Below are 20,949 nucleotides of genomic sequence, written 5' to 3'. Positions count from 1 at the left end.
TGTGTCCGTGAGGGCCGCTTGATAGCGCGATTACTTCACCCTCACCAGGTCGTCCGGCTTCCAGGTCTGGTCGTAGAATGCATCTCCGGTGCCATACAGCCGTACGGTGGCAAGGAAGTTGCGGCCAGGAATGGTCTGGATGAAGGCACTGTCCGCGATGCCATCGGGCTTTTGTGGACCGAACCAGATTTCGATGGCGCCGTCAGGCTGTTTGGGCGTGTTGTAGTAGCCGTTGGTGGAGGGCAGCAGCTGGCTGGTTTCCGGCATGGTGCCATCGGTCACGTTGTAGGCCGTCACGGCCCAGAACAGGCCGGCGGGGATGTCCGGGGGCAACCGCAGCTTGTAGGTGTTCGAGCCATTGAGGAAGTTGCCGTCCTTGTCCCGCAGGGTGTTGGGGTACTTCGAACCGGCACCCGTGGTGTGCATGACCATGGCCGGCGCCGACGAGTAGGCCACCTGGAAGAAGCCGGCGCGCTGGTCCACATCCAGGTAGCTTTCCTGCATCCAGTCCGAAGTGGCACCGCCCCAGACGTTCTCGTACTGGCGATCCTTGTAGTAGAAATTGCGGCCATCGGCGCGGCCCAGCTGGCGCGTTGCCATGATCATGCGCGGCGCGGTGGTCACCGCCTTTTGCAGCAGCTCCTGCTGACGCGCCGTCGGCGTAAAGGGCTTGCCCTTGATGATGCCGATGGAGGCCAGCACACCGCGCAGCTCCATGTCGATGGCCGATACCGGCTCGTAGTCGACGAATTCCTTTAGCTTGGTCCAGTAGGCCTTGTCGGTGGGGTACATCATCTCCACGCGCTTGCCGCTGGCATCGGGGAACTGCATCGGCTTGGCTTCCTTCTCCACGGCGTACAGCGGATAGATGCGTGTGGTCTCGGCGTTCTTCACGGCAGGTGCCGGATCAGGCTTGCCCTCGCCCTTGCCCATGATGGTGCGGAAGAACAGGAACACGTTGTAGGTGGAGGATTTGACCGGGAAGTAGCCACCCGGCACGGGGCCGTTGTAGTCCGGCGGCAACAGCAAGTAGAGCCCACCCCGTGCACGGTCGGGGCCGATGGCGCCGACGTCGGTCAAGGTGCGCTGGAAGAAGTCGGTGAACATGCCGATCACATCGGGTGGCGCCTTCACCACCAACGGGCCGGTCTCCTTGAGGTCCAGGTAGTTCATTGAGTAGATGACGTCAGCGTTGGGCGTGGGCACCTGGGTGCGCGCATCCATGCGCTGTTTCCAGATCGGCAGGATGTTGTAGCCGGCTCCGAAGGCCTTTTCGGAGCCATCGCGCATGCCGATGGTGTTGAGCAACGGCAGCATGGTGATGTAGGCGTGGATGGCGCGCTGGTAGTACAGCTCGTCGCGCAGGTTCTCGGCTTCCTTGGCATCGAGCCAGTTGCCGTTGTTCAGCTGCTTGACCAGCGGCGAGGCTGGGGCTTCCGCCCAGGTGGCTGCAGGGAAGCTCAAGGCAAGGCTTAGCACCGTTGCGGTCAGGCTCAGATTGCGTATCGACAGCATGTTGCTACTCCCAAGGTTGAGGCGGCCAATCCAGTTGGCCGCCGCGTTACGATGGTTTGCATCGAACAAAACGGAGAACGTCGGTCAATTCACCTTCTTGATGACCGGCGGTTTCCAGCTGCCATCAAGAATCCCTTCCTTGCCCCAATAGGCACGCAAGTAGAGGGAGATCGGCTCCTTAGGGGATGGAAGCCAATTGGTTTCCTGGTCTTTGCCGGGCGAGGCAGGGCCGACGTAGAGCGTCAGCGAGCCATCGGTGTTGCGAACCAGATTCTTGTTCTTGGTGCCGAGCGAGTAGCGCTTGAGGTCGTTGGCGCTGAACAGATGCAGCTTGTTGTACAGCGTCAGCGACCAGAAGCCGCGTACTGGCGGCTCCTGGCCGGCGGCGAAGGTGACGGTGTAGCTGTTGCTGCCATTGAGCGGTGCGCCCGTCTCATCGAAGTCGGTATAGAAGTACTGGGTTTCGTTCGGTCGGTTGTCGAACATGTTCGATTTCGACGTGCCTGCCCGGTTGAAGTAGTCGATGCCGAACTGCGCGTTGTTGGTGGAACGATTCCAGCCATTGCCGGCGGGCCGGCCGTTGTGCTGCCACTGGAAAAACGGCTTGATCACTTCCTCTTCGGTCTCCTTGGCCACCTCCACCAGCGCCTGCTTGATGGCAGGGTCTTTGGCTGCAAGGTCCATCAGCTGACGGAACTGGGCATACAGCGCCTCTTCGCCGGGTTGTGGCGCTACCGTGGCCAGCACCTGCGGGAATTGATCGAAGAACTTCTCCGGGATCACCCATTTGGTCTCGCCGCCGCTGGCGCTGTCGGCATCCGGGACCGGGATGTCGGGCGTGTTTTTCCAATCGATGGTCTTCATCTTGCCGTCGAAATCCTTGAGCGGATAAGCGACGACCTGGTTGATCTTGCCCTGGATGGCGGCGCGATCCTCCATCGAATCGTCCATGAAGATGCGTGGAATGGCGTTGGCAAGCGCGGTGGGGCTACGCACGATGGCCTCGACCCCGGCCGGTTTCTCGCCTTTCCAGTTGGGCCCGACCAATAGATAGAAGCCGGGCTTGGTGCCGTAGGGCTTGCCCAGATGGCCGAACTGGTCGGTGCGCTGGTCGTAGAGCGCGTATACCCAGAAACGCTCGCCAAAGTCCGGCACCTGGATGATCACCGGCTCCTCGTCCAGCGAGAAGAAGCCCAGGCCGTAGACCACATCCTGATTCGGGCAGGTGACGAAGGTCTCGGACGGTGTGATGTAGTCGTGCAGCATGCCGAGCTGCCCGCGTGGCGCGGCGGGCAGGATGCCCCCCAGCAATCCTGGTCGTGGTGCCTTGGTGATGCGCTCGTACCGATTGATCATGTTCACCATCGGCCAGCCCCACAGATATGCCATGCGGCCCACTGCCTTGGCGTAGCCGGCGTGCATCGTGATGCCGTCTGCGGGCTGGGTGAGTGCTTTGTCCGGCGCGGGCGGGGCGGCCTGCAGTGGCGACAGGGTGAATGCCAGCAAGCACAGTGCGGCGGTCGTTTTGAGGGCGAACTTCATGAGCATCTCCATGGTCTGGGCTGGCCGCTCCGCTAAGGTGAGAAGAACGCACCCAGAAAATGGCTGAGTTCGATATAGCATCACTGAAAGCTGCACAACAAATGCATAACACAAACTTAATTTTTAGCTTTCGACAGAAGAAATATTCAGTGTTTTTGCAATGCCCGGAATGGTGTGCGGAAAACACATCACTTCTCGTGGCAAATACGAGCCATTGCTAAAAAACCAGATAAAACAGCCGGAAATAATCTAGAACACCAAGCTGTCAGGCATCACCTGAATCGCCGTTCGTTTTTCGCTTTGCATGTAAGGCGTGCTGGACGGCAACAATAGATAAGCCGTGCTACCGTTGCCCGGCAGGCAGCGCTTGGCTGGACTTTGTGCGCGAGCTGCAGACCAGAGTGATGATTCGATCTTGTATAGCGAGAAGATGGATGCCCCCTAGCGATCCCAAACCCAAGAGCTATCGCCAGTACCACGATCAAGCTCGCCGAGAGTTTGAAGCGCAGATGAGTCCCATGCCACCGGTAGCAGCGCGTGCGCCAAGGCAGTCGACAAGCAATTACGCACACGAACGAGCATCTTCTGCAAAACGGCACGAAGCGGCAGCGGCGGGTTTCGCCAAGCGCGGCGATGTGGTGGGCCAGACCCAGGCATTGCGACAAGCCGTTGCATCAACAACCAAAGAATTAGCAACCAAGCGCGCTGATCAAAAAAGCCACACACCAGGTACTTTGGCGTACAAGCAGCACGAACACTACATTACACAGCGTCAAGGTGACCTGGGCCGACTGCAAACTGCAGCGACCGGTGCAAAAGATGCGTGGGTCAAATCCAGGGCGGACGGCTTAAAGAAAGCGGGTAGCTAAAAACCCACGAAAACGGACGTGGGCCTAGCTTCAGCAGCATTTGGCAGAAACTGGTATCGCGCTGTTGGATGTCGTGCCCGGGGAAACGCATTGCAATGGCCACCGTGGCCCGAACAGCTGCCAAATAATCGAAGATCCGATCAGCCAATTAGCCGCCCATAAGCAGCAGCGAAGCGCCATTTCAATCTCTTCATCACCCACGCCTCTACGGACATCACGCGACCCGAGTGCGGCCCGCCACACCACCACTCCCAAGTTGCTTATCTCAGATTGTCGTCAGCGACCGGCAGGGTTACCATCGCCGACGTCAATGACATCGTCATTGATCACGTAAGTTAAATGTTGCGCACAGTGCCGCTGACACTGCCCGGCATGAGCAGCGGTATGCAATCAAAACAAGGATGGAGGCTGAATCAGAATGTGGAACCCAATCGGGGCGCGGCAAGTGTTTGCCGCGCTGGCTTTACTTGCCGCCGGATCAGCGTTTGGCGGCTATGCGGTCACCGGCGGCACCCCCTCTTCCGCGCGGTTCTCGCCGCAAGCGAACAATACATGCAACCCACCCAGGCCAGGCAATTGCACCCATAACCTCGCACCGCCTGCCACCGCCGATGCCAGCAAGGCATTCGATCAGAACAGCAATACCTACTGGCAGGCCTCGGGAGAACGCTTTAAATGGTGCGATAACAATAGCTATTGCCAAGACGTCGATACTTGGGACAAGAACGGCTACCTCGGCCTCTCCTTCAGCACCTATGAGCTGGTGGATGAATACCAGATCACCCCATCCCCCACGTTGTCCGCGTCGCCGAAGGACTGGACTCTTGAAGGCTTCGACGGCACCAAGTGGATCACGCTCGACCAGCGCAGCAACCAGAGCACCTGGGCGTTGAATCAGCCCATTTCATTCAAGGTGCCATTTCCCAAGTACGCGGTGAAATACCGGTTCAAGATCACGGCCAATAATGGTGCGACGGTCCTGCGGATTGGCGATATCCGCTTCAATTCGCCGCTGCTGGGCACCAATGTGCAACCGTGGCTGCGCTACTACGGCTCCGGTGACCATTTCTATACCGCCAGTTTCGACGACTTGGGCGCCGGTGCCGGCGCATACTCACTGGAAGGTCTGGAGGCCTATGTCTGGACCTCCAGCCAACAGGGCACGGTGCCAATCCACCGCTACTACAACGGCACCGACCATTTCTACACTACGGACTGGAGTGAGTTGGGTGGCGGGCGGGGCAGCTATTGGTACGAAGGCATCGTCGCCTATGCCTACAACTACGCGAAGCCAGGTACGGCGCCGTTATACCGCTACTACAACGGGCGCGATCATCTCTATACGGTGACCCAAGGCGCCTATTCCGGTTACTGGCAGGAAGCAACCAATATGTGGGTCAGCCGAACGCCGCGGCAACCCGGCGGCGCGCTGTTCGATACCACCGGGGATCGCATGACCGACGTCGCGGTCTGGCGGCCTTCCACCGGACAACTGCTGCGCTACGGCCCCTACACCGCCCAGGCGTGGACCACGCAGGCAGGGGACGTTGCTGCACCGGCTGATTTCGATGGCGATGGCATTGCCGACCTTGCCTACTGGCGCCCCAGCAACGGCAACTGGTACGTGACCTACAGCGGCAACGGCACGACGGCGAGTCGGAACTGGGGATCTCAAGCAGTAGGCGACCTGCCGGTTCCTGCCGACTACGACGGCGACGGCAAGGCGGATTACGCGGTATGGCGCTCTACGACCGGGCAGTGGTTCCATATTCGCAGCAGCGACGGTGGCACGACCGGTCCTTACTGGGGTGTCGCTGGCGACAAGCCGGTGATGGGCGACTTCGATGGCGACGGCAAGGCGGACTACGCGGTATGGCGGCCCAGTACCGGCGAATGGCTGATCCGCAACAGCAGCGGAACCCCGTCCATCAGCAGTACCTTTATGCTGGGCAGCAGTTCCGACATCCTCGCGCCAGCCGATTACGATGGCGACGGCAAGACCGATGTGGCGGTATGGCAACCAAGCACCGGCTTGTGGTTGATCCGACTCAGTACCACGGGCGCGATCAAGCAGGAGTACTTCGGAGGCCAATACGGTGGCGCTCCGGTGCCGGGCCAATACGATGTGGATGGCAAGGCCGATCTCGCCATCTGGAATCCGAACAACGGTACTTGGCGTATCCGCCACTCCTCTGGCCAAGAAGATTTGGTCGTGCAATGGGGAACGAATGGCGATGTGCCGCTGGCCGGGCTATTCATACGTTAATGTCTTGCCATGCGCCGTATTGAACGGTGCTGCACAAATAAAAGCCCCGCACATCGCGGGGCTTTTTTTCAGACCGTGTACGTTGGATGCGCAGGCCATCCAGCGGCTTGCCCGCGCCCAACCAATCCTGCGCCCACTGCGGCTTGCAGCCGTGGCCGCGCTGGTATTCTTGGCTGTCTTGGGGCTCGCGGCGCTGACAGTCAATTTGTTTTGGCGATGAATCCACTAGCGTAGCTGGAGCGGTGTCGGCATAGACTGCATATAGCTTGCGAGTAACCGACGAAACGCACCATCCGCAACCAGTTTGGCCGAAGCGTCATGCAATTGTGTTTCTACATTCTGAGTGATCCCGGAAGAGGCGAGCAACCAAAGCTCCCTTTGTTCAACGACAACCGGGGGGCCGAAATCCTGCCAACTAAAACCGGGGCGACGTATCACGTTGGCAAGTGCCTGGCCGTTAATACACAGCCCATCTACACGTTTCCGCTGGATCATTTTGAGCGCTTGGCTGGCTTCGGCAACATGCATCGCGAGGGCGTTTTTCAGTGGTCCTGACAATGCCGGGCAACCTCCCCGGATCACGGCAATCGTTTTCCCTTTCCAGGCGGCTGACTCGGCGATATGAGCGGGATCGAGGTGGCGGCCAGGTAACAGATAGGTACTCAGGTGACCAATCTTGGCAATGACACGCACCGAAGTGCTGCCGGTTGAAATCATGGTCTCCGGAACTGCAATGGTGATCTGACGCTGCGCAAGTCGTATTTCTCGTACCACTCTTATCTGAGGCAGGATCTTTACTCGAATCGGTAATCCGGTTTGCTCAGCCAAGAGTGCGGCGGCGTCGATGCAGGCCCCGCGCGGCGGCGAGGAGCTGGTGATGCAGGGCACGATATCCTGGGCTAAATAGGCGATTGTGCGGTCATCGACTACTTCTGCGGCATGACTTCCTTCGGCCCGAACCAGGGACAATACAACCGTCAAGCCCAATGCAAACACGGTGTGCCATTCGGATCTCGCCATTTTCGCCACCATTCGTAAATCGCCGTTTCAGCTTAGCAGCCTCATCGCACGGGAATGAAGAGGTCTGCGGTAAGCCCCTCGCAAATTGGACCTGTCCCCTCGGAGCGGGATGACGGCCGCCTCATAGCGCATCTCGGACGAAAGACACCATGGGACTCTTGACCTTTAGTATCAACATTACCCTCGACGGCTGCGTCGACCACCAGGAGGGGATCGCCGACGACGAAACACACGCCTTCTTCACGCGCCTCATGGACGAGCGCGGCGCGATGCTGTGGGGCCGCGTTACCTACGAGATGATGGAGAGCTACTGGCCGTCGGTCGCGTGCGGCGACGTGGGGGCGCCGCCGGCGATACGCGAGTGGGCGGCCAAGCTGGAGGCGAAGCCGAAGTATGTGGTGTCCTCGACGCGAACGGACTTCCCATGGACCAATAGCCATCACATCGCCGGCGATCTGCGCATCGGTGTACAGCAGCTCAAAGACGCGACGCCAGACGGCGTGTTGCTTGGTAGCGGCAAGCTCGCAACCGAACTAGACCGGCTGAATCTGATCGACGAGTACCAGTTACTGGTCCATCCCAGGATCGCCGGCCACGGCCCGACCCTGTACGAGAGCGGGTTGCCCAGCACAAGACAACTTGAGCTGGTCTCGGCGACGCCGCTCCGCAACGGCGCAGTCGCGATGCACTACCGGCGCGCCTGCTGACTCGGCGAGGGCCATGTCGCTGAATTCAGACTGTAGGGCTCCGGCACAACGGTCAGCGGGTACCGGCATCTGCACTCAGATTCAGTACTTGATATCCCGCTTTTCCTGGCGGCCGTCCTGCTTGGTTTGGCGCTTGTCCTGGCGGCACTCGGCATTGCTCTGGTTGTCTGCTGCACGGCAGTCGATCTTTCCCTGCCGAGCCTCCTGCTTGGCATTCTGGTTCACTTGCCTGCCCTGCTGGCGCTGCTGCGATTGCTTGGTCGCCAGGGCAGTACCGGAGAGTGCCAGCAACCCGGCAGTCAGCAGCACGCCACCCATGCGGCACCAAAGCCCGATTCTCGATTCAACCATCTTCACGCTCCTCGTGTTTAAGGTGGGAATACAGCCAGCCTTCGCCCGCGCATGTTCGCAAAGAACCTGATCAGGAAAGCGCTCTTCGACAAACGCGAGCATCCATGCCCGAAGGTTGATGATGGCAGGCATGCCGTTATCATTCCACCCAAGCGCCGTGACACCGCGCACAGCGGCGCAGCACGGATACGGATGGCTCAATCAGACCGGTAACGACACGCCACGCCTGGAACGTACGCCGCAACACCGGCAGGCGCACACTACGGACCACGTCCCGCTCGTGGCAGCCCCGGCTACTTGGTCCGCTTGGCCTTGCCAGCGGCAGCATTCAGCGCGACGGCTGCACGAACCAGCGCCTTGAAGGCATCGGCGTCCACCGTCTCGTTCGCACCGATATCGATGGCGCGGCGCACATTGCCTTCCAGGCTGGCGTTGAACAGGCCCACCGGATCCGGCAGCGAAGCGCCCTTGGCGAAGGTAAGCTTCACCTTGGCCTTGTACGATTCGCCCGTGCAGAGAATGCCGTTGTGCTCCCACACCGGCGTATCCAGCCATTTCCAGGTCTCGACCACGTCCGGCGCCGCCTCATGGATCAGCTGGCGCATCCGTGCCAGCGTCTCGCCACGCCAGTCGCCGAGCTCGACGATGCGTTGGTCGATCAGCTCAGCGGCAGATTTGTCCTTCGATGACGCATTGGGCATGGCAGCTCCTGAGCATGGAATGGATGCATTGAGATGCCCACTTTCACCGCATTGCCGCGCTGCGGCAAGCACGAACCCGTGCATTTATTGATCGTCGCTCCAGCCATGCCGCGCGCGCTTGCTTTTCATCGGCAGGATCAGCACGCTGGCAAGCCTCGATGCCTTCCCAGGTGATACGCCATGCCGCTGGTGCTCTACGGTCATCCGTTCTCGTCGTACACGCAGAAAGCGCTGATCGCGCTGTATGAAAACGCCACGCCGTTCGAATTTCGCTGCCTGGGCCCGGATACGCCACAACACGCCGCCGACTGGCTGCAGCACTGGCCGCTGCGCAAGTTTCCACTGCTGGTCGATGGCGAGCGCAGCATCGTCGAGACCAGCATCATCATCGAATACCTGCAGCTCGCCCACTCCGGCCCGGTACGCCTGCTACCCGCAGATCCGATGGCCGCGCTCGACGTGCGTTTTCTCGATCGCTTCTTCGATCTACACGTGATGAGCCCGGTGCAACATGCGGTCAGCGGTGCACTGACCGGTGATGCAACGAAGCGCAGCGATGCGTTCGCCACCACGGTGGAGCAACTCGAACGCGCCTACGCTTGGCTCGAAGGCCACCTGGCCGGTCGCCCCTGGGCAGCCGGTACCGAGTTCACACTGGCGGACTGCGCGGCGGCGCCCTCGCTGTTCTACGCCGACTGGACGCATCGCATCGCCGATCACTATCCGACGTTGCACGCCTACCGCGCCCGACTGCTCGCGCGTCCATCGTTTGCCCGCGCCGTCGAGGAGGCCCGTCCTTATCGGCCGCTGTTTCCGCTGGGTGCGCCTGATCGGGACTGAGACGCACTGCTCTCAGGCGTTTTCGTCGGCACCATGGCAGGCACTGGCCTCAGGTGTCCGATCCCTCCTGCGATAGCGTCGGGCGCAGGTACTGGTGGTCGACCATGCCGTCCGCCGCGCCGCCGCGATCGGCGCGCTGCCAACCCAGATGCGCGAACAAGGCCAGCGCAGCCGAGTTGTCCCCTGCCACGCTGGCCCGCCACAGCATGGCATGGTGATACGGCGCACTTGCCATCAGCAACGCCAAGCTGGCGCGGGCAAGCCCCTTGCGTTTCAAGTCGGGACGGACGGCCAGATCGGTGATGAATGGCTCGCTACGGGCCTCATCCAGCCACACCACACCGATACAGCGACCAATGCGCCGTCGTGCACCACGCTGTACTGCGTGCCGTCGCGATCGGCCAGCACGTAGGCCAGCCATTCCTCATCCATGGGACCGAGCTGAGCATTGAGCTCCGCATCGCCAAACCAGCGGCAGTATTCCGGAAAATCGCTTGCGGCAAAGTGCCTGAGCAACACGATGCCTCCTGTGCGGACAAAGCCGATAGACCACACCACGCGATCTGCGTTGCAGCCACCGCTTGGCTACCATTGCCGAGCTGTGACCGGATCAGCGCGTAGCGCCGAAGCCCGCCACGGTGAAGACCACGCTGTCGTGGCGGCCGTTGCCATCCAGTGCGGTGAGGCGCACCGGGCCGTTGTGGCGGAAGGTAAGCTTTACCGCCGCGCCGCCTTCGCTGCTGGCAACGAGCTCGCCGTTCTGCAGCCACCACGCCGCGCCGCCGCTGCCCAGCAGCGCAGCGGAAACGGTCGCTTCGCTGGCGCCCGCCGCCGGGCGCACCACGCTGCCGGACTCGATGCCGACGATACGCAGCGCGGCGGCGCTGACATGCTGCGGGCAGTCGGGCGACCAGGCCGGCGCATAGCGGGCGCGGATGGCCGGGCTCAGCCACGGCTCCAGCCACAACGGCCAGCGTGCCACCTGCTCGGCGTGCGCGGCCGGATCGCATTCCGGCGTGACCCGTCGACCGGCGGCATCCAGCCAGATGGTGTCGATCAGGCCACCGGCGCGCGAGCGGTCCGGCAGCGTAGGCGGTGCCGCGCCATTCAGCAGCCACGCGGTACGCAGCTCATGGCATTGCGCCGACTCAGTCGCGGCGCGAGTCAGGCCCAGCGGCCAGCAGATCTGTGCTGCGGTCACGCTGGCGGGGCGCACGCCGCGGCGGGCGCCAGTCACCCCGGGCAGCGCCGCCACGATGTCCTTCAGCAGCGGCGCTGCCACGTTGGCGCCGAAAAAGCCGGGATTGGGCGTGCCGTCGGGCCGGCCCACCCACACACCGACCGTGTAGCCATCGGTCACACCAACGGCCCAGGCATCGCGAAAGCCGAAGCTGGTGCCGGTCTTCCAGGCCAGCCGCGCTGGCCCACCGGCGAATGGCCGGTCCGGCCGGCCGCCGGTTTCGAGGATGTCGCGCACGATCCAAGCAGCCCCGGCGCTCATGATGCGCGCCTCGCGCCGTGGCACCTCAACGCTCAGCCGCGGGCTACCGGCCACGCCGCCATGCGCCAGCGCGCGGTAGGCGCCAACCAGCTCCTCCAGCGTGGTGCCGCCGCCGCCGAGGATCAGACTGAGATTGGGCGCAGCGCCGCGCTGCATGCGCAGCTTGAGGCCGGCCTTGCCGAGCTGGGCGGCGAAGTGCTCGGGCCCGAGGCGATCGAGCACGTCGACCGCCGGTACGTTCAGCGAGCGCTGCAAGGCCTCCGACATGCTGACCGGCCCGCTGAACGCAGCCTGGAAATTGCCGGGCTGGTAGCCACCGAACGATTGCGGCGCGTCGGTGAGCAAGCTTTCGCCATGGATCAGCCCTTCGTCCAGCGCCATCGCATAGAGAAAGGGCTTGAGCGTGGAGCCAGGCGAGCGGATGCCGCGCACCATGTCGACGTGGGCAAAGCGCTGGTTGTCGGCGAAATCGGCGGAGCCGGCGTAGCCGCGCACCGCGAGGCTGTCGTTCTCCATCACCAGCACCGCCATCGAGACCTTGGGCGGCAGCAGCGGCAGGCGATCGAGCAGCATGCGCTCGACGTTGGCCTGGATGTCGGCATCCAGCATGCTGGCGATCACCCGGCGCCGGCCCTGCGCTACCGGCTGCTTGGGCTGGCCAGCCACCTGCCTGCGAGCCGCGGCGCGCAGACGCTCGGCGGCCAGCGGCGCCAGCCATTCGCCACGCGGCGGCTGGGCAATCACCCGCTCGATGCGGGCATCCTCGGCGATCTCCCGTGACCACACGCCAAAGCCAGCCAGCCGGTCGAGTACCTTGTTGCGCGCGGCGGTTGCGCGATCGGGCCAGCGATCCGGCCGCAAGCGCGACGGCGCCTGTGGCAGCGCTGCCAGCATGGCCGCCTCACCATGGCTGAGCGCCTTGGCAGGCTTGCCCAGATAGGCGCGGCTCGCCATCTCCACGCCTTCGACGATGCCGCCCATCGGCGCGTGGTTGAGGTAGAGCGTGAGGATCTCGTCCTTGGAGAGATGCCATTCCAGCTGCAGCGCGCGCAGCATCTGCCGCGCCTTGCCCCACACGGTACGCGGGGGCGGTTCCAGGATGCGCGCCACCTGCATGGTCAGCGTGGAGCCGCCGGAAACGATGTGGCCGCTGCGGCCCCACTGCCAGGCCGCACGCAGCACCGCCACCGGGTTCACCCCGGCGTGCTGGTAAAACCAGCGGTCCTCGTAATTGAGCAGCGCTTCGACATACAGCGGCGACACCTCGGACAGCCGCACCGGATAGCGCCACACGCCGCTCGCCGCCGGATAGTTGCGCAGCGGCGTGCCATGGCGATCGACGATGACGAGCCCGGCCTCCTCACGCGGCAACGGCGGCGGAAACAACGCATCGAGTACCCACAGCAGCAGCGCGGCAGCCAGCAACGCGAGCAGCGGCACGCGCCAGCGGCGCAATCGGGACAACAGGGAAGCGAAGCGCGACGGGATCAACACGGCATGGGCAATGGCTTGAAGGCGGCAGTGTACCGCCTGCCATGGCACGGGTGGATGCGCACGCGTCCTAGCCTGCCGTCGGGTACGGCGACAGGCCCGCGAGGTACCCCGCCACCACCTCGCGTAGCCAGTCGCGCCACAGCAGGAATTTCTCCGCACCCTCGCTGCGCTGTGGCCAGATCAGCCAGTACGGGTCCGGGTAGTCGATCATCGGGCCCGGCAGCGGCACCAGCCGCCCCGATAGCAGCAGATCATTCGCCAATGAGCGGCGGATCAGCCCGATACCCTGGCCTTGCAGCACCGCCTCGACCACCGAATTGGCATCGTTGATCCACAGGCTGCACGGCAGCTCCGGGCCGGATACGCCGGCCTGGTCGAACCACACGCGCCAGCTCACGCCACCGCCGGCGATGCGGCGCGCGGCGTGGACCTCGGCCACCGTCCTCGGCAAGGCTCCGCCGGCGAAACCGGGGCTCGCCACCACCAGTTGCTGATCGCGAAACAGCAGCTCCTGATGTACGCCATCCCAGCCCCCCTGCCCCATCCGCACCGCGCAATCGAGCCGCTCCAGGTTGAGATCGGAAAACCCGGGCGCCGTATGCAATTGCACCTGCAGCGTGGCATGCCGCTGGTGCAGCCCCGGCAGGCGCGCCAACAGCCAGTGGCTGGTGAACGACGCCAGCGTGCCCACCGCCAGCTGATGCGGCTTGGGCCGGGTGACCAGCTCCTCGGTGGCCGAGGCGATAGCACCCAGTGCATGCCGTACCTGCATGGCATAGAGCCGGCCAGCGTCGGTCAGCTGCAGCCGCTTGCCCTGGCGCAGGAATAGCAGCACGTCGAGTTCGTCCTCCATCGCGCGGATCTGGTGGCTGATGGCGCTATGGGTCAGGTGCAGCTCGGCCGCGGCTCGCGTCATGCTGCCCAGGCGCGCCACCGCCTCGAAAGCACGCAGCGCAGGCAATGGGGGAAGGCGCGCCATTGTTAGTTTCCTTCACACATCAGAGGAAAATTCATCGTTAACACCTTGCTGATCCTTGCCACCACAATGTCATTACACAAGGAGTGTGAGCGATGATGACATGCAAACTGTTCCCGGTCACCGGCCGGAACCTGCTGCGACTGGAACTCGAAGCCCCCACCCGGCTGCGGTGCCACGCCGGCACGCTGTGGCTGACCCACGATGGCGATACGCTCGATCACGTGCTGAGTGCGGGCATGCAGCTCGAAGTATCCGGTCTGGTGCTGATCGAAGGCGAAGGCGAGCTGGCGCTGAATGATCTGGCTATCCCTGCCGAGACGGAGGTGGAACCGGCCTAGCATCGCAGGCGACGCTATGTGCTGGCGAACGGGCAAGACGCCAGTAACGGTTCCGCCCACGCGCCCGGTACCACTCAGGCCAATAACGGCGGCAAGGCCTGCGCCAGCGCGTCGAGCACCACGCGCAGCCGCGCCGAGTATTGCCGGGTGTATGGCCAGACCGCGTGGACCGGGAAGCCGACGGTATGCAGGCCGGGCAGTACCGCGACCAGTTCACCCGATGCCAGTTGCTCGGCCACCAGCCAGCGCGGCAGCCGGCTGATGCCGAGCCCGGCGCGCACCGCAGCGGCCATCGCCTCCAGATCATCCAGCGCCAGTCGGGCGCATGGGCGTACCATCACCTGCTGCCCCGCTTCGTCGATGAACTGCCAGCTCACGTTGCGGCCCAGCCGGCCGTAGAGGATGGCATTGTGCTCGGCCAGCGCTTCGGCAGTCTGCGGGGTGCCGTGCTCAGCCAGATAGCTGGGCGTGGCGCAGACCAGCATGTGCATCTCCCCCAGCGGTCGCATCTTGAGGCCGGCGGTGTCGGCCAACGGGCCGACGCGAATCGCGAGGTCGATGCCCTCCTCGATCAGCTCCACCCGCCGGTCGGAGAAGCCGATCTCCAGTTGCAGCTGCGGATGGGCCGCAGCCACGTCCAGCAACACCGGCGCCACGCAGAGCCGGCCGAACAGCACCGGCACGCTGATGCGCAGCCGCCCCACCGGCGCGCGGCGGCCCTGCTGCAATTCATCTTCCGCCAGCTCCAGCTCGCGCATCACCCGCACGCAGCGCTCGTAGTAGGCCTGGCCTTCATCGGTGAGGTTGAGGCTGCGCGTGGTGCGGTGAAACAGCCTCACGCCAAGCCGGGCCTCCAGCCGCGCCACCGTCTTGCCAACCGTGGAACGCGACAGGTGCAGCCGCTCGGCCGCTGCGCTGAAGCCACCGCTTTCCACGGCGGTGACGAAGGCGGCAATGCCGCCGAGGTTGTCGATCACGGCCATTCAATTGGCTCCATAGTATCGCCACAGTATCGAATATACACCGCAACTAGCGCCACTTATTCGCCAATACCATGGCCTTATCGCCCTGACTCTCAGGGCTGCAACCTGGAGCGAACGATGACGACGACGCAGCAATGGCAAATGCACGGCTATGGCGAACAGCAACTGGAGCTGGTCACCACCACGCTGCCCGAACCCGGCCCCGGTGAGGTGTTGGTGAAGGTGGCGGCCGCCGCGCTCAATTACCGCGATCTCTTGATGATCGAACACGGCATGGGCCTGCCGTTGGCTTTCCCGCAGGTGCCGGGATCGGATATGGCCGGCACCGTGCTCGCCATCGGCCCTGGCGTGAATCGGGTACGCGTAGGCCAACGCGTGATCAGCACTTTCTGGGGCGACTGGCACGACGGCCTGGTGCCGCCACGCGATACCTGGGGCACCTCGTTGGGCGGGCCGCTGACCGGCACGCTGTCGCAACACGTGGTGATCAAGGCGGACCATCTGGTCGCCGCGCCGGATACGCTGGACGATCCAGCAGCGAGCACGCTGACCTGCGCCGGCCTCACCGCCTGGTTCGCGCTGGTCGACCACGGCGGGATCAAGGGCGGCGACACCGTGGTGGTCCAGGGCACGGGTGGCGTGGCGCTCTGGGCTGCGCAGATCGCGCTGGCGCACGGTGCCACCGTCATCGCCACTTCGGGCAGTACCGAGAAACTCGCGCGGCTGGCCGCATTGGGCGTGCAGCATGGCATCGATCGCCACGCCCACCCGGAGTGGTCGCAACAGGTGCGCGAGCTCACCGTGGGCCGCGGCGCGGATCATGTGCTCGAATTGGTCGGCGGCAGCAACATCCAGCAATCGCTGGCCGCGCTACGCCAGGGCGGGCGGCTCTCGGTGATCGGCGTGCTCGATGGTCCGGATCTGGCATTCTCCGCCGTGCAGTTGCTGCTGCGGCGCCCCACCATCCAGGGCATCGGCGTCGGTCCGCGCAGCGCGCTGGAACGGCTGGCTGCCTTCGTCGACCAGCACCGGCTGCAGCCGGTGATCGCGGCCGAGTTCGGCTACCGCGAACTGTCGCGTGCGCTGGCGGCCTTGCGTGCCGGGCCGTTCGGCAAGGTGGTGGTGCGCTTCGACCAGTAACCGTCAGGCCGCGACCGCGACGGGAAGGTGCGACAGGCTGTGCAGCGTGGCAAGGCAGGCCTGCGCCACTTCCCGCCCCTTCGTCACGAAATGGCTACGGAAGAAGGCCTGATGTTCGTCGTGCTCGTGAAAATCACGCGGCGTGAGCACTGCCGAGAACACCGGCACGTCGCTGTCGAGCTGCACCCGCATCAGGCCGTCGATCACCGCAGCAGTGACGAATTCATGGCGATAGATACCGCCGTTGACGACCAGGCCAAAAGCAATGATGGCATCGAACTGCCCGGATGCCGCCAGCCGCTTGGCATGCAGCGGAATCTCGAAGGCACCGGGCACGTCGAATTGGGCGATGGCACTGCCGGGCGCCTGTTCGATCAGCGCAGCCTGTGCGGCTTGGCTGGCCTGGGAGACGATGTCGTGGTGCCACGAGGCGCTGATGAAGGCAATGCGATGCGGCGGGTGGGAAAAAGCGAGGGTCTGTACCGCGTTGAGGGGCTGATTCATGGATTTTCCTGGAGGTGGATGAGCCAGAATCAGGGCACGCGAAATACCATTACGCGGCGATGCGCGCGCCGGCATTCACGATCTCTTTCATCCGGACTGTCACCGTCGGCCCTGGCATCGCACCAGATCTGCTGACCCTGCCTGTGGCAGGCGCTCGCGGGCTCCCGCTTGCGCGGATACCGCCGGTGGGGAATTGCACCCCGCCCTGAGAACGTTGCCGGCTGTTTACCGGCAAGTCGCAGCATACCGCCACACACCAACAAAGGAAATATAAAACCAAATCATTAGATCGAAAAATCAATAAAGCCATTGTGTTTAGTTGGACAGCTTGATCGCATTGCCGGTGATCGGCTCGGCAATGGTCGGCATGCAGAATGGCTGCGGCCGGCCAACGGCATAGCCTTGCGCATAGTCGATGCCGATCTCGCGCACCACCGCGAGCAGCGCCTCGCTCTCGACGAATTCGGCGATGGTGGTCTTGCCCATCACATGACCGATATGGTGGATGGCCTCGACCATCGCGCGATCGGATGCATCGCCCAACATGCCGCGCACGAAAGCGCCATCGATCTTCAGATCGTCCACCGGCAGGTGCTTGAGATAGGCGAACGACGACATGCCCGAGCCGAAATCGTCGAGCGCGAACCGGCAGCCATCCTGATGCAGCGCATGCATCAGTGCAGTGGCGCGGTTGAGGTTGGCAATGGCGCTGGTCTCGGTGATCTCGAAACAGACCCGCCGCGGCGCAACGCGGTGCAGCGCCAGCTGTTCGCGCACGTAGTCGAGCAGGCTTTCGTCGCCAAGCGACGCGCCGGACAGGTTGATCGCGCAGTGCAGCGACGCATCCTCGTGTGCCATCGCGCCCAGCGCCGTGCGGATCACCCAGCGGTCGATCAGCGGCATCAGGTTGTAGCGCTCGGCCGCCGGGATGAAGGCGATCGGCGGTACCAGTTCGCCCGATTCGTCGCGCAGCCGCAGCAACAGCTCCACCCGGCGTCCGGTCTGCCGCTGCAAGGGCTGGATGGTCTGGGCATAAAGGCATAGCCGGTTCTCATCGAGCGCACGGTGCAGACGGTTCACCCATTCCATCTCGCCGTAGCGCACCGCCAGTTCGGCATCACCGGGCAAGTAGCGCTGCACCCGGTTACGCCCCTTTTCCTTGGCCATATAGCAGGCGACATCGGCCGCGCGCAGACAGTCTTCCAGCGTGGGCAGGCTGTCGCTGAGCGCGACGAGGCCGATGCTGACGCCGATGGCGAATGGCCGCTCCTCCCAGGCGAAGCGCAAGCGCTCGACGGCATAGCGCAGGTTCTCGGCGATGCGCTCCGCCGGCTCCACCGGGCAGCCTTGCAGGATCACGCCGAATTCGTCACCACCAAGGCGCGCCAGCGTATCGTCCTGCCGCAGCTGGCGCTGCAACGTGCCGCACACCTGACGCAGCAGCTCATCGCCGGCGGCGTGGCCACAGGTGTCGTTCACCACCTTGAACTGGTCCAGATCCAGGTAGAGCACGGCGTGCGGCAGGCCGCTGCTCGGCAGCTCAGTGATCAGCTGCGACAACCGCCGCTCGAACTCCCGCCGGTTCACCAGCCCGGTCAGCTCGTCGTGGCTGGCCTGCCACGAGAGGTTGGCAACGAACTGGCGCTCGCGCGTCATGTCGTGAAAGGCCAGCGCCACCCCGGCGATCTGCCCCGCTTCGTTCCGCATCGGCGCCGCCACCAGCCGCACCGGGATCTCCTTGCCGTCGGGGCGCAGCAGCAACAGGTTGCGGTCGTCGGTATCGGCACTGGTCCCACCCAGCACCTGGCCGACCGGATCGAGCTCGCGCCCTGGGCTGGCCTCGTCATAGACGCGGCACAGGCCCGCCAGCGTCTGCCCCACTGCATGGCGTATGCCGAGCAGTGCCTGCGCCGCAGGGTTCACGTAGCTGATGCGACCCGCCACATTGGTGGTGAGCACCGCATCGCCGATCGCGGCCAGCGTGACCAGTGCCCGCTCCTGTTCGGCCTGCAGCGCGGCTTCCATGCGCTTGCGCTCGGTGATGTCCTCGAAGGTGCCGGCCATGCGCTGCGGTCGTACATCGCCATTGCGCATGGCCTGCCCGGCGCCGTGGAACCAGCGGTACGCACCATTGGTGATGCGCAGACGGAACTCGGCCTCGTAGCGCTCGCCCTGCGCCAAGTGCCGCTCCAGCGCGGCGATCACCAGCGGCCGATCGTCGTCGTGGATCAGCCCGACCAGGTGATCGAACGGCACCGGTTCGTCGTCGTCCGGGTAGCCGAACAGCCGCTTGTACTGGCGCGAAAAATACAGCGAGCCATCGGCGATGTTCCAGTCCCAAATGCCGCTGTGGCTGCCGTTCACCGCCAGCGACAACCGCTCCTCGCTGATCTTGAGCGCGGCCTCCAGCTTGGCCCGTACTGCCAGATAGACCTGGGTGCGCCACGCGGCCACCAGGATCAGTGCCAGCGCCGCCAGCACATTGCCGTAGAGCAGTGCATCACGGATGGTGCGTGCCGCTTCGCCCAGCGTGGCTGAGAACGCGATCTCCAGCGGGGTGAGCCGGTCGTTCAGGCGGCTGATCCGCCGCCTGGCCTCAAGCGCCTCTTCGTGCGTCAGCGTGCCCTCGCCGATGCGCCGATGCAGTGCCTGCGCCAGCGCATCGAGCTGCAACAGATAGCCATCGCCCTCGGTCCAGATCGCGATGGCGCGCTTGAGATAACCGAGGTGCTGAAAATGGTCGAACAACCAGATCATGCCGCCGACGTCATCCGGATGGTTGCCGCCCGCCTCCAGCCCTTGCCTTGCCGCTGCGTAGTCCGGCGGCCTGGCCTGCAGCGCCAAGCGCGCCGCATGGTCGCCGAGCGGCACCGCGATCGCAGCCCGGTAGCGCGCGAAATCCTCGGCGTCGTGCGTTTCCAGATAACTTGCGAGCGCGTAGATCGCCTCCTTCTGCCCCTTGGACCAGCGGCTCTCGCCGCCGACATAGGAACGCGCAGCCGACAGCACCTCGATGCTGAAGCTGCCGATCAGCAGCAGCAGCAGCACCGCGAGCAGGAAAGGCCAGATCACGCGCAGCAGGGAATGCCGGTTCTCGGCGATCACAGTCACTCCTCAGTCAGCATTTGAAGGCCGATGCGAAAGGACAACTGTGTTCGTTATAGCCGGGCTTGCGATCGGCATACCGGCAACTCACCGCCGCCGGGCTGTGATGCTCAGTGTGCTGGTTCGGGCACCAGCTGCTTGACCTTGAAACCCCGCTTGGCGAGCAGGGTCGGCAGCCCTTGTTCACCCGTCATGTGCAGGCCGCCCACGGCAACGAGCAGCTTGTCGCCCGCCTCGTGCATCCGCGCCACCTTGTCCGCCATCGGCCCATTGCGGGCATCGTTCAGCTTGAACATGAAGTCGCGGTCTGCGTCGGTCTTCACGCAATCGCACCATTCCTCGAAGCGGCTCATCTCGTCGAGGCGCCCTTCGCGCCATGCGTCGATCAGTCGCCTGGCCACGACGCGGCCCTGGCCAGACTGCTGCAGTTCGGCTGCGGCCTGGGCATACGTCTCCACTTCGGCCAGCGACAGCGATTCGAACAGGTCCAGCTGTGCCTTGGCGCTTTCCAGCTCCACCACCGGCATCTTGCGCCCGCGGGCCAGGCCGGCCAGCACCACCTCCGAACTCAGGCGGAAATCCAGGCCTTCGCGCAGGTAGTCGAGCATGGATAGCGAAGTCACCAGCATTGCGGCCGACATCTGCTGGGTCAGCGTGTCGGGCAGGCAGCCTTGTCGCAGCATCTGCCGCAGCTGCTGTTGCGTGCCGGCACTGAGCTGGTCGTACCGTACTCCCCAGGACGCCGGATCGGCCATGTAGGCCGCGGCATCGGGCTTGGTCGGATCCACCTCGAGCGCGAGTTTGTTGCTGGCCTTCATGGCGAGAACGAGCAGCGGTCCTGGCACCATCCACTCCACCTTGCCCATGTGCAGGGTGCCGTAGAGGTAGGAATCATGCCCGCCCTTGCTGATGCGCCAGAGAAAACCCTTGTCCTTGGCCGACTTCACCAGATCAGCGGTTTGTGCCGCCGTCCAGTCTGGCAATGGACCCAGTGGTGCCGGGCAATCCGGTGCGGTTTCGGCACGCAGGGTGGGAGAGAACAGCAGGCCGGCCAGCAATGCCGGCAGACAAGCACGCAGTATTGGCTTGATCAC

General features: G+C 63.9%; 19 protein-coding genes and 1 riboswitch. Of the genes, 6 read left to right on the top strand and 13 right to left on the bottom strand.

The features are described 5' to 3' along the window. Positions 1 to 30 precede the first annotated feature (30 nt). Together FLM21_RS09115 and FLM21_RS09110 are read right to left on the bottom strand one after the other, a co-directional pair. Positions 31 to 1,515, bottom strand: coding sequence for a DUF1254 domain-containing protein (locus tag FLM21_RS09115; RefSeq protein WP_148715268.1), 1,485 nt, complete (start codon positions 1,513 to 1,515; stop codon positions 31 to 33). An 84-nt stretch (positions 1,516 to 1,599) separates the two neighbouring features. Then, positions 1,600 to 3,057, bottom strand: a complete 1,458-nt coding sequence (locus FLM21_RS09110) for a DUF1254 domain-containing protein (RefSeq protein ID WP_148715267.1) — start codon at positions 3,055 to 3,057, stop codon at positions 1,600 to 1,602. A 434-nt stretch (positions 3,058 to 3,491) separates the two neighbouring features. Here FLM21_RS09110 and FLM21_RS09105 point away from each other — a divergent pair, with 434 nt between their 5' ends. Continuing rightward, positions 3,492 to 3,926, top strand: coding sequence for a hypothetical protein (locus FLM21_RS09105; RefSeq protein ID WP_148715266.1), 435 nt, complete (start codon positions 3,492 to 3,494; stop codon positions 3,924 to 3,926). 418 nt (positions 3,927 to 4,344) lie between these two features. Further along, entirely contained in the window at positions 4,345 to 6,192 is a 1,848-nt protein-coding gene (locus FLM21_RS09100) for an FG-GAP-like repeat-containing protein (RefSeq protein WP_148715265.1), read from the top strand. 225 nt (positions 6,193 to 6,417) lie between these two features. Here FLM21_RS09100 and FLM21_RS09095 read toward each other — a convergent pair whose 3' ends face one another. Next, the gene (locus tag FLM21_RS09095) at positions 6,418 to 7,212 is read right to left on the bottom strand and encodes a type 2 periplasmic-binding domain-containing protein (protein ID WP_148715264.1); all 795 of its coding nucleotides are present in this window, start codon (positions 7,210 to 7,212) and stop codon (positions 6,418 to 6,420) included. A 149-nt stretch (positions 7,213 to 7,361) separates the two neighbouring features. Between FLM21_RS09095 and FLM21_RS09090 the strand changes: the two genes are divergently transcribed. Continuing rightward, entirely contained in the window at positions 7,362 to 7,919 is a 558-nt protein-coding gene (locus FLM21_RS09090) for a dihydrofolate reductase family protein (RefSeq protein WP_148715263.1), read from the top strand. A gap of 81 nt (positions 7,920 to 8,000) precedes the next feature. Here the strand turns inward: FLM21_RS09090 and FLM21_RS09085 are convergent, their stop codons facing one another. Both FLM21_RS09085 and FLM21_RS09080 read right to left on the bottom strand, forming a co-directional pair. Further along, complete coding sequence (locus FLM21_RS09085) at positions 8,001 to 8,402, bottom strand: hypothetical protein (RefSeq protein ID WP_222846800.1); 402 nt, start codon at positions 8,400 to 8,402, stop codon at positions 8,001 to 8,003. A gap of 161 nt (positions 8,403 to 8,563) precedes the next feature. Beyond that, complete coding sequence (locus FLM21_RS09080) at positions 8,564 to 8,971, bottom strand: DUF1801 domain-containing protein (RefSeq protein WP_148715262.1); 408 nt, start codon at positions 8,969 to 8,971, stop codon at positions 8,564 to 8,566. A 180-nt stretch (positions 8,972 to 9,151) separates the two neighbouring features. On the opposite strand from FLM21_RS09080, the gene FLM21_RS09075 reads away from it, so the two are divergent. Further along, a complete protein-coding gene (locus FLM21_RS09075) occupies positions 9,152 to 9,811 on the top strand; it encodes a glutathione S-transferase family protein (RefSeq protein WP_148715261.1) in 660 nt (219 codons plus the stop codon). 49 nt (positions 9,812 to 9,860) lie between these two features. Here the strand turns inward: FLM21_RS09075 and FLM21_RS09070 are convergent, their stop codons facing one another. The 4 genes from FLM21_RS09070 to FLM21_RS09060 form a co-directional block, all read right to left on the bottom strand. Continuing rightward, a complete protein-coding gene (locus tag FLM21_RS09070) occupies positions 9,861 to 10,148 on the bottom strand; it encodes a GNAT family N-acetyltransferase (RefSeq protein ID WP_187360163.1) in 288 nt (95 codons plus the stop codon). Beyond that, positions 10,085 to 10,330 carry a hypothetical protein gene (locus FLM21_RS20810; protein ID WP_187360162.1) on the bottom strand — a complete coding sequence of 82 codons (246 nt, stop codon included), beginning with the start codon at positions 10,328 to 10,330 and terminating at the stop codon, positions 10,085 to 10,087. The genes FLM21_RS09070 and FLM21_RS20810 overlap by 64 nt, the downstream gene beginning before the upstream one ends. Before the next feature lie 91 nt (positions 10,331 to 10,421). Then, a complete protein-coding gene (pbpC, locus tag FLM21_RS09065) occupies positions 10,422 to 12,806 on the bottom strand; it encodes a penicillin-binding protein 1C (RefSeq protein WP_246120858.1) in 2,385 nt (794 codons plus the stop codon). Between the two features lie 67 nt (positions 12,807 to 12,873). Then, a complete protein-coding gene (locus FLM21_RS09060) occupies positions 12,874 to 13,785 on the bottom strand; it encodes a LysR substrate-binding domain-containing protein (protein ID WP_148715259.1) in 912 nt (303 codons plus the stop codon). A 92-nt stretch (positions 13,786 to 13,877) separates the two neighbouring features. Here FLM21_RS09060 and FLM21_RS09055 point away from each other — a divergent pair, with 92 nt between their 5' ends. Beyond that, the gene (locus FLM21_RS09055; RefSeq protein ID WP_148715258.1) at positions 13,878 to 14,123 is read left to right on the top strand and encodes a DUF2917 domain-containing protein; all 246 of its coding nucleotides are present in this window, start codon (positions 13,878 to 13,880) and stop codon (positions 14,121 to 14,123) included. 74 nt (positions 14,124 to 14,197) lie between these two features. On the opposite strand, the gene FLM21_RS09050 is transcribed toward FLM21_RS09055, so the two are convergent. Beyond that, positions 14,198 to 15,106 (bottom strand): LysR family transcriptional regulator, encoded by a 909-nt coding sequence (locus FLM21_RS09050; RefSeq protein WP_246120857.1) that lies wholly within the window; start codon positions 15,104 to 15,106, stop codon positions 14,198 to 14,200. 117 nt (positions 15,107 to 15,223) lie between these two features. On the opposite strand from FLM21_RS09050, the gene FLM21_RS09045 reads away from it, so the two are divergent. Continuing rightward, positions 15,224 to 16,246, top strand: a complete 1,023-nt coding sequence (locus FLM21_RS09045; protein WP_148715257.1) for a zinc-dependent alcohol dehydrogenase family protein — start codon at positions 15,224 to 15,226, stop codon at positions 16,244 to 16,246. A 3-nt stretch (positions 16,247 to 16,249) separates the two neighbouring features. On the opposite strand, the gene FLM21_RS09040 is transcribed toward FLM21_RS09045, so the two are convergent. From FLM21_RS09040 to FLM21_RS09030, 3 genes are all read right to left on the bottom strand, one after another. Further along, entirely contained in the window at positions 16,250 to 16,750 is a 501-nt protein-coding gene (locus FLM21_RS09040; RefSeq protein WP_148715256.1) for a 6,7-dimethyl-8-ribityllumazine synthase, read from the bottom strand. 75 nt (positions 16,751 to 16,825) lie between these two features. Beyond that, positions 16,826 to 16,967: riboswitch (FMN riboswitch) on the bottom strand. A gap of 98 nt (positions 16,968 to 17,065) precedes the next feature. Further along, positions 17,066 to 19,855, bottom strand: a complete 2,790-nt coding sequence (locus FLM21_RS09035; RefSeq protein WP_246120856.1) for an EAL domain-containing protein — start codon at positions 19,853 to 19,855, stop codon at positions 17,066 to 17,068. 110 nt (positions 19,856 to 19,965) lie between these two features. Further along, positions 19,966 to 20,949, bottom strand: a complete 984-nt coding sequence (locus FLM21_RS09030; RefSeq protein ID WP_187360161.1) for a TraB/GumN family protein — start codon at positions 20,947 to 20,949, stop codon at positions 19,966 to 19,968.

The organism is Chitinolyticbacter meiyuanensis (assembly GCF_008033135.1).
GTDB lineage: Bacteria > Pseudomonadota > Gammaproteobacteria > Burkholderiales > Chitinibacteraceae > Chitinolyticbacter > Chitinolyticbacter meiyuanensis.
This window is presented reverse-complemented; position numbering and strand designations above follow the sequence as displayed.